This is a genomic window from Aeromonas sp. Lyrl_2 (assembly GCF_051948815.1).
Lineage (GTDB): Bacteria > Pseudomonadota > Gammaproteobacteria > Enterobacterales > Aeromonadaceae > Aeromonas > Aeromonas veronii.
This window is the reverse complement of sequence record NZ_JAYJLJ010000032.1, coordinates 1-14943: the sequence shown is the minus strand read 5'-3', so window position 1 is coordinate 14943 and position 14943 is coordinate 1. Positions and strand designations below refer to the sequence as shown.

Annotated in this window: 13 protein-coding genes and 2 tRNA genes; 11 read left to right on the top strand and 4 right to left on the bottom strand. The window is 58.2% G+C overall.

The genetic code is table 11. From position 1 onward, the window contains the following. Position 1: 1 nt before the first annotated feature. The 3 genes from VF684_RS19635 to VF684_RS19625 form a co-directional block, all read right to left on the bottom strand. Entirely contained in the window at positions 2 to 985 is a 984-nt protein-coding gene (locus VF684_RS19635; RefSeq protein ID WP_005334871.1) for an ABC transporter permease, read from the bottom strand. Positions 986 to 1103: 118 nt separating this feature from the next. Continuing rightward, positions 1104 to 2789, bottom strand: coding sequence for an ABC transporter substrate-binding protein (locus VF684_RS19630; protein WP_069528672.1), 1686 nt, complete (start codon positions 2787 to 2789; stop codon positions 1104 to 1106). A 415-nt stretch (positions 2790 to 3204) separates the two neighbouring features. Then, the gene (locus VF684_RS19625) at positions 3205 to 6642 is read right to left on the bottom strand and encodes an ATP-binding protein (protein ID WP_204381340.1); all 3438 of its coding nucleotides are present in this window, start codon (positions 6640 to 6642) and stop codon (positions 3205 to 3207) included. Positions 6643 to 6891: 249 nt separating this feature from the next. Here VF684_RS19625 and VF684_RS19620 point away from each other — a divergent pair. Both VF684_RS19620 and VF684_RS19615 read left to right on the top strand, forming a co-directional pair. After that, positions 6892 to 6967: transfer RNA gene (locus VF684_RS19620), tRNA-Gly, on the top strand. 57 nt (positions 6968 to 7024) lie between these two features. Next, positions 7025 to 7098, top strand: a tRNA-Cys gene (locus VF684_RS19615). 48 nt (positions 7099 to 7146) lie between these two features. Here VF684_RS19615 and VF684_RS19610 read toward each other — a convergent pair. Then, positions 7147 to 7440, bottom strand: a complete 294-nt coding sequence (locus tag VF684_RS19610; RefSeq protein ID WP_005347702.1) for a hypothetical protein — start codon at positions 7438 to 7440, stop codon at positions 7147 to 7149. 212 nt (positions 7441 to 7652) lie between these two features. Between VF684_RS19610 and VF684_RS19605 the strand changes: the two genes are divergently transcribed. From VF684_RS19605 to VF684_RS19565, 9 genes are all read left to right on the top strand, one after another. Beyond that, positions 7653 to 7853, top strand: coding sequence for a YbfA family protein (locus VF684_RS19605; RefSeq protein WP_005334863.1), 201 nt, complete (start codon positions 7653 to 7655; stop codon positions 7851 to 7853). A gap of 433 nt (positions 7854 to 8286) precedes the next feature. Further along, entirely contained in the window at positions 8287 to 8550 is a 264-nt protein-coding gene (locus VF684_RS19600) for a BufA1 family periplasmic bufferin-type metallophore (RefSeq protein WP_151285871.1), read from the top strand. Between the two features lie 72 nt (positions 8551 to 8622). Then, positions 8623 to 9468, top strand: coding sequence for an MNIO family bufferin maturase (bufB, locus tag VF684_RS19595; RefSeq protein WP_151285870.1), 846 nt, complete (start codon positions 8623 to 8625; stop codon positions 9466 to 9468). Then, positions 9461 to 10213 (top strand): HvfC/BufC family peptide modification chaperone, encoded by a 753-nt coding sequence (locus tag VF684_RS19590; protein ID WP_151285869.1) that lies wholly within the window; start codon positions 9461 to 9463, stop codon positions 10211 to 10213. Before bufB ends, VF684_RS19590 begins: the two co-directional genes overlap by 8 nt. Beyond that, on the top strand, positions 10210 to 10653 hold the full coding sequence (locus VF684_RS19585) for a DoxX family protein (RefSeq protein WP_376899913.1): 444 nt from the start codon (positions 10210 to 10212) through the stop codon (positions 10651 to 10653). The genes VF684_RS19590 and VF684_RS19585 overlap by 4 nt, the downstream gene beginning before the upstream one ends. Positions 10654 to 10750: 97 nt before the next feature. Continuing rightward, the gene (locus VF684_RS19580; protein WP_151285867.1) at positions 10751 to 11233 is read left to right on the top strand and encodes a GNAT family N-acetyltransferase; all 483 of its coding nucleotides are present in this window, start codon (positions 10751 to 10753) and stop codon (positions 11231 to 11233) included. Between the two features lie 179 nt (positions 11234 to 11412). After that, on the top strand, positions 11413 to 12708 hold the full coding sequence (locus VF684_RS19575) for a methyl-accepting chemotaxis protein (RefSeq protein ID WP_376899915.1): 1296 nt from the start codon (positions 11413 to 11415) through the stop codon (positions 12706 to 12708). 161 nt (positions 12709 to 12869) lie between these two features. Further along, positions 12870 to 13424: a DUF3332 domain-containing protein gene (locus tag VF684_RS19570; RefSeq protein ID WP_005334841.1), complete on the top strand. Its 555-nt coding sequence runs from the start codon at positions 12870 to 12872 to the stop codon at positions 13422 to 13424. An 87-nt stretch (positions 13425 to 13511) separates the two neighbouring features. Then, entirely contained in the window at positions 13512 to 14885 is a 1374-nt protein-coding gene (locus VF684_RS19565) for an HD-GYP domain-containing protein (RefSeq protein ID WP_139730741.1), read from the top strand. Positions 14886 to 14943 lie beyond the last annotated feature (58 nt).

The following is a 14943-nucleotide window of genomic DNA, read 5'->3' as shown; positions in this document are numbered from 1 at the left end:
CTTATTTGCCTCCTGTACGCAGACGGGGATCCAGGAAGACGTAGAGCACGTCGGCCAGGAAGTTGAAGCTGAGCATGGTGATGGTCATGATGAGCAACTGCCCCTGAATGAGCGGGTAGTCGCGGGCCAGAATGCCCTGATAAAGGGTCAGGCCCAGGCCGGGATAGTTGAAGATAACCTCGGTGATGAGAGAGCCACCGATGACGAAACCGAGCGCCATGGAGAGGGCGGTGACGCTGGGCAGAATGGCGTTGCGGGCGCCGTAGTTGAAGATCACCCGGTTGCTGGAGAGCCCCTTGGCCTTGGCCATGGTGATGTAATCCTCGCCCAGCAGGTTGATCATGTTGTTGCGCATGGTGATGAGAAAGCCCCCCACCTGTACCACGGCCAGGGTCAGCACCGGCATGATAGCGTGGGTCATGATGCTCTTGATGTGTTCCCAGCCCCAGTCAGCCTTGATCTCCGGGCTGTAGGCGTAGCCGATGGGCAGCCACTCGAGGCTGACCCCGAACAGGAACAGGGCGAGCAGGGAGACCACCACCGGTGGAATCGCCTGCATCACCAGGGTGAGCGGGGAGAGAATGCTGTCCATCCGGCCGCCGCGATACCAGGCGGCGAAGATGCCGACGATGGAACCGAGGGAGAAGCTAAGGATGGTGGAGGTGCCGACCAGAAACAGGGTCCAGCCGATGGCACGGCCCAGCACGTCAGAGACCTGCTGTGGGTAGAAGCGCACCGAGGTGCCGAGATCCCAGGTGAAGACACTCTTCACATAGGTGAGAAACTGGGTACCGATGGGGCCGTCGACAAAGCCGAAGGTGGCTTTGAGGGCTTCCAGGGCGGCGGGTTCCATCATGGCGCCAGCGCGGGCAAACATCACGGAGACAGGATCCCCTGGCATGGCACGGGGTAACAGGAAGTTGATGGTGGCGGCTACCAGAAAGGCAACCAGGTAGAAGGAAAAGCGTCTCAGTATGAATCCCATGATGGTACCTTTTACTGCAAGTCTGCCCCGCGTCGGGTATAGCTACCCCAACCCCGGCAAAGCTGGGCAAGAAGGGGATTAACGGGGAAGATGGCCCCCCGCAGGGGGCCGGGATTGTTTAGCTGTTTGGCTTGAGGGACAACACGTGCAGCAGACGCTCAGGGGTGTCCGGGTGGAGCTGAGGTTTGGCTACCGGGTTATCAGCACTGAACCAGCCGTTGAAGCGCTTGGTGCTGTACTCATACCAGGTCGGGTTGTTGAAGACCGGAATGATGGTCTGGTTGGCACCAACACGATCCTGGATGGCGAACATGATCTCCTTCTGCTTGGCCGCATCGGCGGTCTGGGTGAAGTCATCGATCAGCTTGTCGAGTTCGGGGTCCTTGTAACGGGGCGCGGCGAAGCGGTTGCCACGGTCACCCATGTTGCGGGAGTGGAACGCGGTCTCGAAGTACTTGTGCGGGTTGGCACCGGCAAAGTAACCCTGCAGGGCGACATCGAAGTCACCGGTGATCAGGTTCTCGGTCCAGACGGTCGCTTCCGGAGTCGCGGTCTTGGCGTTCAGGCCCAGCGCCTGCAGCCCTTCTACACCAATCTGAACTGTGTTGACCCAGTCGGTCCAGCCGTTCGGTACCAGTACCTTGAACTCGATCTTTTTGCAGCTCGGGGTGTCGAGGAACTTGTCGCCGTCACAATCCTTGTAGCCTGCCTCTTTCAGCAGGGCCTTGGCCCCTTCCAGATCGAACTTGTTGTACTTGCCGTACTTCTTGTCCACTTCCGGGTTGTTCCAGGAGTCAAAGGCTTTGCCCAGACCTGACGGGTACTCGTTGACGGTGGGGTAGCCGTAGCCCGCGATATCCACCATGGACTGGCGGTCCATCGCCATGGAGAAGGCGCGGCGGAAGTTGATGTCGTTGAAGGCTTCGTTATTGCCCGGGTTCTTGGTCTGGAAGTTGACGTTGAACGCCACGGTACCGGAGGCCGGGAACCAGTATTTGTTGTTCTTCGGATCGTTGCCGACGTAGAGGCGCTCGATATCCGGCACGAAGGAGCCGAACCAGTCGATGTCACCCTTCATGACAGCCGCCAGCACCTGGTCGTTGGTGGCCATCTGTGGCATGCGGATACAGTCGATGGCGAGGTTGGCGTTATCCCAGTAGTGCGGGTTGCGGCACTGGGTGTAGAGCTGGGCAGAGAAGTTGTCCACTTCGGTGAAGGGGCCAGTACCAACCGGCTTGTCGTTGGTGAAGGCAACCGGATCTTTCACCGATTTCCACTGATGCTCCGGCACTATAGGTACCAGCACCAGATCATTCACCACGTTGGTGTTGACCTCGGTCAGGTCGAATTTGACCTTGTTGGGGGCCAACTTCTCGACGCTCTTGATCTGGGTCCAGATTGAGCGCTCATCCAGCGCCTTGTTGGCCTTGACCAGATTGAAGGAGAAGATGATGTCATCGGCATCAAAGGCTTCGCCGTCAGACCACTTCACGCCGTCACGCAGATCGAAGGTGACGGATTTCAGGTCATCGCTGAACGCATAGTTGGTGGCCAGACGATAGACGGGTTTGCCACCCTGCATATCGTTGAAGATCACCAGCGGTTCATAGATGAAGTGACGGGTGGTGTGCAGCAAGCCCGCTTGCAGGAAGGGGTTGAAGTTCTTGACCCAGGCGGTTTCCTGCTGTGCGACCATGGTCAGCACGGTTTTGTTATCTGCGGCCATGGCGTTACCGGCGGCACCGGCAAGCATCATGGTTCCCAGCATTACAGCGGTAGAGATTTTGGATACTTTGGCAAGCATATGTTTTCCTTTCTTATTTTTTGGCATTCCCGAGGGTTCGCCTTGTTTTGTGTGAGCACCGGTTTCGCATGCTGATGAAATCGGCCCTCTGTGTTGGTCAGGTGTCTAACCTTTGTCGTTCTGTTTTCCAACGCCCTAAGCAAACCAGAATTAACAGGAAAACAACAACTATTGATTTCGTTGTTTTCGTAAAAATTGACGGTGTTACGTCAATCTCGTCAAAATGCTTTTTTATCTGTTTAGAATCATTAGTTTGCGTTATTTGCTCTCGCGTAGTAAGTGGCTGTGAAAATGGCGTATATGACAAATTTGTGAATTGGATCTGCTCTCGGTTTCGGGGTCGGGCGGGGCTTTGTTTTGCAGAAAAAGAAACCAGATTGCCAATTGTGATCCGGCGCCCGTTTAGGGCGCCGTGTCACGGCTTGCGGTTGGCGAGCTGGCGCAGGGTCTGGGCGCTGTGCTGCAACTGCTGGCGCTGGTGGTCATTGAGCGGGCAGTGGCCCAGCACATACTCGGTGGTGGCCACTACCGTCTTCCAGCGTGGCGACTTGGGCAGGGTGTCCAGACTCAGGTATTTGTCGAGGGTGCGGGTCTGCGGGCTGGATCTGTCCATATAGACCCGCCACAGCTTGCTCTTCTCTGCCAGCACGATTTTGCCCTTGCCGGTCCCCTGCTGCCAGGCATCCAGGGTGAGCTGCATGGTCTCTACCAGCGCACGGCGCAGCGGCTCGTCATCCTGCTGGCGAATGAGGTCGTCGGCCAGCGAACGGAACTCGCCACCCAGGCGGCTCAGCTCGCCCAGCAGCTGTTCATCTTCGATGATGGCTTGCCGCGAGAGGTTCTTGAGGGCGTTCTCCAGCGCCATTACCCGGTTCTCATCCTGACGCAGCTCGGTACTCAGAGTGAGGGCGAAAGCGGCCTGTCCTCCGAGCGCGATGGGCAGGGCACGGGCGTTGAGCACATCTTTTTGCCCGGCCACCAAAAATTCCAGATTGTGTTCCCGTTCGCTGGCAAGGTCGGGCCACTGCTGTTGCAGCGGGGTGGCGAGCCACTCATTGAGGGGCTGCCCCTCCATGGCTTCCGGTTCCTGTCCCAGCAGGCGCGCCAGTACCCGGGAGGCAAACAGCACTGTGCCCTGCTCGTCGATAAAGATCATGGGGTCGGCCCCTTCGCCGAGCAGGGCCAGCAGCCGCTGCTGATCCTGATGCAGTCGCTCCTGCAGGGTGAGGCGATGTTCGATCTCCTGCTTCAATAGCCGGTTCTCTACCAGCGAGGCACGTCCGGCCTTGGCCTCCAGCAGTGCCTTGACCCGGGCAAACAGCTCCTCCTTGCAGAAGGGTTTGACCAGATAGTCGTTGGCACCGGCCCCGAAGCCCTCCTCGATATCCTTGGGCTGGTTGAGGGCGGTGAGCAGCAGCACCGGCAGCATATCTTTCGGGTGTTGCTGGCGCAGGCGACGGCAGACGTCAAAACCGGAAAGGGTCGGCATCATCACATCGAGCAGGATGAGGTCCACCGGCTCCTCGGCCAGCTTGGCCAGCGCATCGTGGCCGTCACTGCTGGGCAGGATGCGGTAGCCGCAGGGCTGCAGCAGATGGCGCAGGATGTGCAGGTTGATGGGTTCGTCATCCACCACCAGAATGAGCGGAGCATCCTCGGGGGGAGGGGGCAGATCGTCGCTCTCCCAGTCAGGCAGGATCAGCGGTTGCTGGCGCACCAGCTGATGCTCGATCTGGCGGCTGTCGAGAGTCAGATTGGCCGCTTTGCCGGTGGCAAGGGGCAGGGTAAAGGCGAAGGTAGAGCCAACGCTCGGCTCGCTCTCGACAAACAGCTCGCCCCCCATCAGGTGCACCAGCTGGCGGGTGATGGAGAGGCCAAGGCCTGCCCCCTGCTTGCTTACCTCCGGGCTCATCTGTACCAGCGGCTCGAAGATATGCTCCAGATGATCGGGGGCGATGCCGATGCCGGTGTCGGTGACCTTGATGCGCAGGAAGTTGTTCTCGACGATGGTACTGAGCACCACCTTGCCCTGCGGCGTGTACTTGATGGCGTTACCCACCAGGTTGTAGAGCACCTGTTCGAGCCGCTGTTCGTCGGCCAGCACCGGCGGCAGTTCGGCCGGGCTGATATCCACCAGAGTGAGGGGTTTGGCCTGCACCAGATGCTGGCAGAGATCCAGCACCAGTCGGATCACCCCTTTTGATGAGACGGGTTGTGAGTGGATCTCCAGCTGGCCATAGCGCATCTGGTGGTAGTCCAGCAGATCGTCAACCAGACGGGCCAGGCCGTCTGCACTCTTGATGATGAGGCCGAGCTGCTTTTGCTGCCCTTCGGTCAAATCCTGCTGGCTGGCGAGCATCGACTCGGCCATCCCCTTGATACCGTGAATGGGGGTGCGCAGCTCGTGGGAGGTGTTGGCCAGCAGTTCATCCTTGAGCTTGTCCGCTTGCTGCAGGCTGAGGTTCTGCTTGTGGGTCAGCTTGACCTGCTGTTGCAGCTCCTGGGTCTGCTGTTCGATCAGTTCGATCTTGTCCTTCACCGAGCGCTGCATATGGCGAAACGCCTCGGCCAGCCGGTCGATATCATCACCGGTGCGCTCGATGGCGATGGGGTGATCCAGCGCACCGTCGGCCACCTGCTCGGCCGCTTCGGTGAGAGAGCGCAGCGGCGCCGTGATGGAGTGGGAGAGCCAGCGAGAGAAGAGGATCAGCAGCAGTACCGAACCCGCACCCAGCACAATCACCAGAGTTTCCAGCTGGCGGATCGGGGCATAGGCTTCCCGGGTGGAGATCTCGGCGATAAAGGCCCACTCGGTATCGAACACCTTCACCTGGGTGTAGGCGGCCAGCACCTCGTCATCCTGATAGGAGTGGAACAGCCCGACCCCCTGCTCGCCAGAGAGCGTCTTGGTGATGAGGGGCGTTTGCAGTGGACGGAAGTTGGGGCTGAAGCTGTTCTCGACGCTGAACTCCGGTGCCAGCCAGGCATCGGCGCGCATCCGCTTGTCGGGGCCGATCAGGATGGTCTCGCCGGTCTCGCCCAGCCCCTCCCGCTCCGCCATGATCTGGTTGAGCTTGTCCGGCAGCAGCTCGAAAATCACCACACCGCGCACATAGTCGTACTGCATCACGGGTGCCGCCATGTAGGCGACCACCTGCCCGGTCAGCTCGTTACGGCCAAAATCGGTGAACTCGAAGATCTGCTGCGGTTTCTGGCCGCCATCAAGGCGGCGTTTGATCTTGGCGAAGGTCTGGCCCAAGCCACTGCCCTGATAGGGGCCGGAGAGCAGATTGGTGGCAAAGTTAGGGTGCTTGGTGACCGAATAGACCACATCACCGTTGAGGTCCACCAGAAAGATGTCGCTGTAGTTGGACTTGCGCACCATGTCGGCATAGCCGCGATGAAAGCGCTGGTGCACCCGGCCATACATCTCGTCGGCGAGGATCAGCGCGGTGATGGAGGGTTCGATCTCTACTTGGCTGTCCGGTTTGCGCAGTTGATCCCAGGAGCCGGGCAGATAGCGGGCCTGGGCGCGGCTACGGGCCTCCTGCGGCGTGGTGCCCAGCTTCTCGAAGGCGCCGGTAAAGCCATAGAAACGGCCGATACTGTTGCCGGCAAAATCCTGCTGGGAGAAGTTGATGATCTGCTCTTTGAGGTTGTTGAAGTAATCCTCGAGCTGACTCTTCTTGATATTACGGACGGAGACCAGATGGTTGGAGGTCTGGGTGGTGAGATCCTTGCCGTGGCTGTATAGGAAGAAGAGGGTGATGACCAAAAAGGGCACCATGCCCAACATGAAAAAAGCCAGCATTAACTGCGGCCTGAGCCCACGAAGCGTGAAGATCCATTTCATCTTGTGATTTTCAATTGAGAATCCGGTTATTAAGCCGCTCAAGTCTCGAACGAAAGCGTAATCATTTCAACGACTTTATCCCAAATTCGCTTGGTGGGTCACAGCTGGCTGGAGAAAAATGCAGCAAGGCGTTTAAACCCTGAGCAAACAGTCTGCATCAGGGCTTAAATTGCGAAAAAGGGGTTGTGCTGGCGCTCGTGGTACGTATAATGCGCCTCGTTGTCAGGCAACTGGCACGAAAGCAGTAACGCGGGAATAGCTCAGTTGGTAGAGCACGACCTTGCCAAGGTCGGGGTCGCGAGTTCGAGTCTCGTTTCCCGCTCCAATTTTCCATCGCACCAACGATGGAACTCACTTTCAAGACAATCAGTCTTGTCAGCATGGCGCGTTAGCAAAGCGGTTATGCAGCGGATTGCAAATCCGTTTAGTCCGGTTCGACTCCGGAACGTGCCTCCATCTTCTCTCTGTTTATCTCAATCACCACTCTTCGAGTCTGAGCCTTGGTCAGTATCCTTGCTGTACCAGTAACTGTTCGCAGCCAGCCTGTTTCCACTCGCGCTCGAGATAGTGGCTCACATCCGCCATGTTTTGCCCCCGATATTGAAACTGCACCTCGGCACTGTGCTGGTTGAGATCCGCAATCCGTTGCTTCAGTGTGCCGCATTGCCACAGGCTGACGGTGGGCACGCCCCGTTCGGCCAGCACGATGGCATCTTCCCGATTCAGTTGCCACTCCTCCAGTTGTGCCCGTGTCAGGGCAACCATCAGCACCAGCAGTGCCACTTCCGGCAGTTTCATGCGTGTCTCCCTACTGCATGTTTTTCCCCTGATAACTGTGGCAAAGCGCACGATTTTCGCAAGTTTGTTAACTGTAGGTTAATGACGTAACCCGTTTTCAGTATTTCCCGTTTTTCACCATTTTTTTATAAAAAAATGCGTTGGTGATGTAGTAATCCTACATGGAGTGGGGTAATCTTTGCTCAGTGGTCTTACCAGTAAGGAGTTACATCATGTTTCATCCCTTTTCCCTGACTCAGATTATTCTTCGTCGCATTTATGTATTGCTGGTGGGCATTCTGGCTTTCCCCGTGATGCTGTTTCGCAGCGATCGTGCCCGCTTCTACAGCTATCTGCACCGGATCTGGAACAAAACCAGCACCAAACCGGTGTGGCTCAAAATGAGCGAGCGTGGCGAGCGGATCTTCTACTAAACCCCATTCGCACCATGTGCAAAAAGAGACAGCCAAAGCTGTCTCTTTTTTTATCTGCTTGCCGCAACTCCTGGCTCCCAACACCACTCCGATTGTTTATTTATTGTTTCTTTGAAGTTGCATCCAGCCCTGCCTGTTGGCGGGGCTTTTTTATGTCTGACGCATCTCTTTTGATGGAAGCAGTGAAGAAGATTAACGGGATGAAAGTACCATATGGCACTTTTCTCGTTCATTAATGGGTGGTCGTCGAGAAATTTTCAATGATGAAATAGCTGTTTAAAATCAATTGATTGAGTGTTTTTCTTTGGGTTTTTTAACTCTCTTTGTGTTTTTTTGAAAGGGAATATCCCGTTTGCCGGTTCTATTGCAGGTACCCGGTTGCGACAAATCGGGGATATCAGCAACATCCAACGACATCAAAAGGAACATGAACATGAATGTTAAAAAAAGCACTACTATCGCCTCCGCCATGACCGGTCTGCTGGCGCTGGGCGCCCAATTTATCGCGGCACCAGCCATGGCTGCCGATGAAAAGGAGAAGTGCTACGGCGTGGTCAAGGCCAGCAAAAATGACTGTGCGACCAAGAGCAGCTCCTGCGCCGGTACTGCCAAGGAAGATGCTCAGGGTGATGCCTTTGTGGTGATGCCCAAAGGGTTGTGCGAGAAGCTGGTCGGCGGTTCGCTGCAACCCAAGTAAGAGACATCGGGCAGGGGATGGCCAATGAGTTGCCCCCTGCATCTTCTCTGATTGGCGAAAGCGAGTCTTGCGATGAACCCTTTGATTGGTATCGGATTACGCACTCCCCATTACGATGAGATCCGGCAAACCCTGCCGGCAGTCGGTTGGCTGGAGGTGCACAGTGAAAATTACTTCGAACGGCACAGTCACGGTTTTCAGGTGCTTGCCGAACTGGCGCAACACTACCCCGTCAGTCTTCACGGCGTTGGTATGTCCCTCGGTTCTGCCGACCCGCTCGCTCCGCACCATCTGCAGCAGTTGTCGACACTGGCTGCGGCGATCAAACCGGTACGGATCTCCGAACATCTCAGCTGGGGCAGCATTGGTGGGCGTTACTTCAACGATCTGCTGCCGGTGCCCTATACCCGAGCCTCCCTGCGCAACATGAGCGACAAGATCCAGCAGGTACAACAGACCCTGGGTTGCCGCATGTTGATTGAAAATCCATCCTCCTATCTGCAACTGACCGGGGAGATGAGCGAGTGGGAATTTCTGGCCGAGCTGCAGCAGCGCAGCGGGTGCGGCATCCTGCTCGACCTCAACAATCTCTATGTCAGTGCCTTCAATCACGGTTTCTCTTGCGATGAGTATCTGGCAGCGATCGATCTTGCCACCGTCGGGGAGATCCATCTGGCCGGTTATACCGAGAAGCAGCTGCCGGAAGGCTCCCTCTATATCGATACCCACAGCGCCCCTGTGGTGGAGCCGGTCTGGGAACTCTATCGCCAGATCTGCCGCAAGCAGGCCATTCCCACCCTGATTGAGTGGGACCTCGAGATCCCGCCGCTGCCGGTCTTGCTGGCAGAGGCGGCGCAGGCCAGTGCCATTCTGGATGAGGCGTGCATGAGTGCGCCACGGGAGGTAGCCCATGGCTGAACTGGCACAGCTGCAACAGCATTTTGCCGATGGTCTGCTGGGGGCGCCTGACGCCATTTCCCCTCACATCAGCTCCCGGCTCTTTTCTGCCGAGTCTGTGCTGCAGGTCTATCGCAACCACTTCATCCTGAGCCTTGGCGAGGTGCTGGCGAGCAGTTATCCCGCCGTCAAGGCTATGGTCGGGGATGACTTTTTTGCAGCGGCGGCCCGTGGCTTCGTATTGGCCGAGCCGCTCAGGGAAGGGAGCGTCATGCACTATGGCGCCGGATTTGGCCAATGGTTGGCCCGCTTGCCAACTACAACCGGGCTGCCCTGGCTGGAGGCGCTGGCTCAGTTCGAATGGCAGCTTGAGCGTACCAGTCTGCTGCCGCTGGAATCCCGCTGCTGGCCAGCCGAGCGTCTGGCCGCATTATCGCCGCAACAATGGGAGCGGCTGCGGCTGTTGCCAGCCACGGATCTGCTGCTGGTTGCCAGCGATTATCCGGTGCTGGCCCTGTGGCAGATGGCGCTGCATGGTGGTGAAGCGGTGGAGGTGCTTGATGCCCCCGTCTGGTTGGCATTGAAGAAACAGCCGGATTGCCGGATTGCCCCCTTGCCCCTGACGGCGGGTGAGTGGGCGCTGCTACAGGGTTGTCTCGCCGGTACGGCGCTGGTCGATCTGCTGGCGGCCGCCCCTGCGGCCAGTGAACATCTCACTCGCCTGATAACTCTTGGTCTGCTGGTGGATATGGAGGTGATGCCATGATGGCAAACAAATGGCTGGCGCTGGCCAGCTCGAGTGGTGATTTGCCGCACTGGAGCAGCGCTGGTATGCTGTTGCTGGCGCGGCTGTGGGTCGCCTCAGTTTTTTTCACTTCAGGCTGGCTCAAGCTGACGGCGTGGGATTCCACCCTCTATCTGTTTGAATCCGAGTATCAGGTGCCCCTGCTGCCTTGGTTATGGGCTGCTTATCTGGGTACGGCGACCGAGCTGCTGTTGCCGCTCTTCCTGCTGGCGGGGCTTTTTACTCGCCCGGCCGCCTTGCTGCTGTTTGGCTTCAATATCATGGCGGTGATCTCCTACCCGACCCTCTGGGCGGGTGGCTTTTACGATCACCAGCTGTGGGGCTGGATGCTGCTGACCCTGACCATCTGGGGCGGCGGTGTGCTGAGCCTGGATTATTGGCTGACACGTCGCAACCATTGATTTATCAGTGTTTTCCCCAATGACAAAGAGCGCCAAAAGGCGCTCTTTGTCATAATGACGGCCGGCGAAATTTCCCATGAGAGAAAAGGAGCAGCCAATGATCATTCGTCAGGCAAGGGCCGCAGATATACCCGCACTGGTGGCGCTGCGCATGGAGCTGTTTTGTGAGGTCGGTGAGCTGGTGACGTCGCAGGCAGACCCGGCCTTGTGGCAGGCCACCCTTGACTACTTTACCCGGGCGATGAGTGAAGAGAGTGCTTTATCCTGGCTGGCTGAGGCCGATACGCAGGAGGGCGGCAAACAGATCGTGGCGGCAGGGACGCTGGCATTATTTGAACGGCCGCCCTATCCCGGCAATCTGGCGGGGATGGAGGGGTATCTGCTCAATATGTATACGCGGCCACAATGGCGCCAGCAGGGGATCGCCACGGCGCTGCTCGATGCCATAACGGCCTTCGCCAGCGCGCGTCAGCTGGGCAAGGTGTGGCTCCATGCCAGCGGGCAGGGGCGCCCTCTCTATGAGCGGATCGGCTTTGTCGCCAATCCGGCCTATCTGGAGTGGCAACCGGTGGTGGAGTAAGGGTTGCAGCTCTGCATGAGTGGCGCTTGGTCGGTGAATTTGATTTACAGCAATAAATATGGCGTCAGATGGGATCGCGGCAACGCCGCCAACTATGCTGATGGAGCACGCCACCATTATCTTATTGATCCACTGCGTGGTTTGGCCATGGTGGGTGCCAGTCTGGAGGATACGTTTCGATGTTCAATAGCAAACTGAAAGCCGAGTTGCAGCAGTGCCAGGATCAACTTCTGGAACAGCAGGGATTTTTCGACGCAGTGCACGGCAGCGTGGCGACCATCACCTTTACGCCGGATGGCACTGTGCTGGCCGCCAATGATCTCTTTCTCAACGTGGTGGGCTTCAGTGCGCCCGAGGTTATCGGTCAGCATCACCGTATCTTCTGCGACAAGCTGTATGCCCAGAGCAGCGACTATCAGCAGTTTTGGGCGGACCTGAAGCAGGGGCGTTCCCGCACCGGGGTGTTCCAGCGCTTCAACAAACGGGGCGAGGCGATCTGGCTGGAAGCAACCTATTTTCCGGTCAAGTTGCGGGGCGTGGTGACCATGGTGATCAAGATTGCGGCCGATATTACCGAGCACCACCTGCAACTGCTCAGCCAGCAGGCGGTGGTGACGGCGCTGGATCGGTCGCTGGCGGTCATCGAGTTCACCCCCGGCGGGGAGGTGATTTCTGCCAACGGCAATTTCCTCCATACCATGGGCTATACCCTGGCGCAGGTGCAGGGCAAGCATCACCGTATCTTCTGCGACGATCAGTTCTATCGAGACCAGCCTCACTTCTGGGATGAGCTGGGCCGTGGTCAGTTCAAGTCCGGTCTCTTTTGTCGTCAGAACAGTCACGGTAGCAAGGTGTGGCTGGAGGCGACCTACAACCCGATCCTTGATGAGCATCGCAAGGTGGTGAAGGTGATCAAGTTCGCCAGCGACATTACCGAGCGGATCAACAAGAGCGATGCGGTGCGGGAAGCGGCCATGTTGGCCCACGATGCGGCGCAGGAGACCCTGAACTGCGCCGAGCGTGGCGCGGGTCTGCTCTCCTCGGTGGTCGATACCTCCAGCCTGATTGCCAGCCAGCTGACTCACAGTATCGGCCTTATCAACCAGCTCAACGAGCAGTCGCGCAGCATCGAGGCGATCGTCTCCACCATCAGCAGCATCGCCGACCAGACCAATCTGCTGGCCCTTAACGCGGCCATTGAGGCGGCGCGGGCGGGGGATCAGGGGCGTGGTTTTGCGGTGGTGGCCGACGAGGTTCGCCAGCTGGCGGCCCGCACGTCTCTCTCTACCGACGAGATTGCCAAGGTGGTACAAAATAACCGGGAGCTGACCGCCAAGGTCACCTCCGAGATGTCTGACGTCGCCAGCAGCGCCGAGCTGGGTAAACAGCAGGTGGGTGAGGTGAATGAGGTGATGAGCGACATCCGCCGGGAAGCGAACAACGTCTCCAGCACCGTCTCTGATCTGGCCATCTGAACCCCCTGACTTCCTGTCATGCCGGGGCATTGACTCATATTTGAGCAGTCAGTGCCCCAATCTGAACCCCTCCTGTATCGTCCCGCCATTGTGAATTGTCCTCTTCTGGCCCCTTGATTAGGCTTGCCGCCTCATTTATTTCAGAGCAGGAACAGAACACGATGGCATTACAACAGAAGGGGCGGGCAATGGCCCTGCTGGTTATGGTCGCGAGCATGGGTCTGGGCGGCTGTATGGGGCAGATGGGGCTTTCCGGCATGGTCACCAAAGGCAACCTGAGCGTGGTGGATAACCGCTACGCTCGTGCCGGGGTCTTTATGCTGCTCTCCCCTGTCTACGGTCTGGCCGCGACCGCTGACCTGTTCGTCTTCAATACCATCGAGTTCTGGTCTGGCAAGAACCCCATCACCGGCAAATCTCCGGCTGTGGTGGACATGAAAGCCAATCCGGTGATCAAGGTGAACCAGCATCTGGATCCGGCCCTCAAGAAGGTGCCGTTGGCCATGCTGCCACAAGGGGTGCGCGAGGTGGAGATCAGCTACCCGGACGAGCATACCGCCCAGATGGAGGTGCACTATCTGGATGGTCGCCGCAGTATGATGCGTGGCGAGAAGCGTGGCGAGCTGATGGATATCTACTTCGATGGCCGCTTTGTCTCTACCCTGAGCCGTGCAGAGCTGGAAGAGCGGGCGAATCAGGGGAAGGCTGCTGCCTAAATTCAACTGAATCCAGATCGATCCAGCTTCAGATGGGGTATACCTAATCTGCTGGCAAAATCGCCATGATGTCTAAGGGAGTAGACTATGACGGTGAATGGATTGCGATTGGCGGAGTTGATTGGTTCCCTCAGTCATGCGCTCGATATGACCGAGGGGCAACCAAGAGGACACTGCATTCGCTGCTGCTGGATAGGTTCCCGTCTGGGGGAGCGGCTGGGACTGGACGCCCGGCTGCGCCATGACCTCTACTACACGCTCCTGCTTAAGGATCTTGGGTGCAGCAGCAATGCCGCCCGCATCTGCGAGCTCTATCTCACCGACGATCTTCACTTCAAACGCGATTTCAAACTGGTGGATGGCTCCCTCTCCGAGGTAGTCAACTTTGTGCTGGGCCACACCGGCTTGCAGGCGGATCTGCTGGGACGTTTTCGCAGCCTGTTTCATATCTTTCGCAACGGTGACCAGATTGCCAACGAACTGATCCAGACCCGCTGTCATCGGGGGGCGGATATCGCTCGCCAGCTGCGTTTCAGTGACGAGGTGGCTGATGGCATTCTCTCCCTTGATGAACACTGGAATGGCAAAGGTCGGCCCCTGCAACTGGCTGGCGAGGCGATCCCGCTCTTCTCGCGCATTGCGCTGCTCTGTCAGGTGGTGGATGTGTTTCACGCAGCCGCAGGCCCGGATGCGGCGCTCAAGGAGCTGCGCGAGCGCAGCGGCAGCTGGTTTGATCCGGTACTGGTTCGCGAATTTGAAGCGCTGGCCGACGAAGAGTTCTGGCAAGGACTGGCCGATCCCCGACTGACCGAGTGGGTGCTGGTCCACCCGGCCGGGCAGGGGGAGGTAGCGCTGGATGAAGATTATCTGGACGAAATCGCGGCGGCCTTCGGGCAGGTGGTGGACTCCAAAAGTCCCTACACCGCGGGTCACAGCGGCAGGGTTGCGCTCTATACCGACATTCTTGCCACCCAGATGGGGTTGTCCGAGTCGCGTCGACGCTGGCTCAAGCGGGGCGCCTTGCTCCATGATGTGGGCAAGCTCGGGGTGAGCAACGCCATTCTCGACAAGCCGGGCAAACTCGATGCGCAAGAGTGGGCGGCGGTGCAGATGCATGCCGCCTATACCGAGGAGATCCTGAGCCGTATCGGCGCCTTCGAGGAGCTGGCACAAGTGGCGGGCGCCCACCATGAGCGGCTCGATGGCAAGGGCTACCCCAAGGGGCTGAAGGGGAACGAGATTACCCTTGAGACGCGCATCATCACCACAGCCGACATCTTCGATGCCATCACCGCCAAGCGCCCCTATCGCGGTGCCATCCCTGTGCCGCAGGCGCTGGAGATGATGGCGGAGAATCTGGGCACAGCCATAGACCCCGACTGTTTTGCCGCCCTGCAGGCGGGTATTCAGGATTTCTCCCTCTACCTCACCACCGAGCAGCCGCTGGCCAATGCCAGTTAAGAGTTGCTGATCAACGGCCCAAGTGGCCAGTCAGACAGCAAAACGCCCCGCAACTGCG

Bases quoted from the DNA above. Each gene is read 5' to 3' on its own strand.
- VF684_RS19635 (WP_005334871.1), bottom strand. From the start codon at position 985: ATGGGATTCATACTGAGACGCTTTTCCTTCTACCTGGTTGCCTTTCTG.
- VF684_RS19630 (WP_069528672.1), bottom strand. From the start codon at position 2,789: ATGCTTGCCAAAGTATCCAAAATCTCTACCGCTGTAATGCTGGGAACC.
- VF684_RS19625 (WP_204381340.1), bottom strand. From the start codon at position 6,642: ATGAAATGGATCTTCACGCTTCGTGGGCTCAGGCCGCAGTTAATGCTG.
- VF684_RS19610 (WP_005347702.1), bottom strand. From the start codon at position 7,440: ATGAAACTGCCGGAAGTGGCACTGCTGGTGCTGATGGTTGCCCTGACA.
- VF684_RS19605 (WP_005334863.1), top strand. From the start codon at position 7,653: ATGTTTCATCCCTTTTCCCTGACTCAGATTATTCTTCGTCGCATTTAT.
- VF684_RS19600 (WP_151285871.1), top strand. From the start codon at position 8,287: ATGAATGTTAAAAAAAGCACTACTATCGCCTCCGCCATGACCGGTCTG.
- bufB (WP_151285870.1), top strand. From the start codon at position 8,623: ATGAACCCTTTGATTGGTATCGGATTACGCACTCCCCATTACGATGAG.
- VF684_RS19590 (WP_151285869.1), top strand. From the start codon at position 9,461: ATGGCTGAACTGGCACAGCTGCAACAGCATTTTGCCGATGGTCTGCTG.
- VF684_RS19585 (WP_376899913.1), top strand. From the start codon at position 10,210: ATGATGGCAAACAAATGGCTGGCGCTGGCCAGCTCGAGTGGTGATTTG.
- VF684_RS19580 (WP_151285867.1), top strand. From the start codon at position 10,751: ATGATCATTCGTCAGGCAAGGGCCGCAGATATACCCGCACTGGTGGCG.
- VF684_RS19575 (WP_376899915.1), top strand. From the start codon at position 11,413: ATGTTCAATAGCAAACTGAAAGCCGAGTTGCAGCAGTGCCAGGATCAA.
- VF684_RS19570 (WP_005334841.1), top strand. From the start codon at position 12,870: ATGGCATTACAACAGAAGGGGCGGGCAATGGCCCTGCTGGTTATGGTC.
- VF684_RS19565 (WP_139730741.1), top strand. From the start codon at position 13,512: ATGACGGTGAATGGATTGCGATTGGCGGAGTTGATTGGTTCCCTCAGT.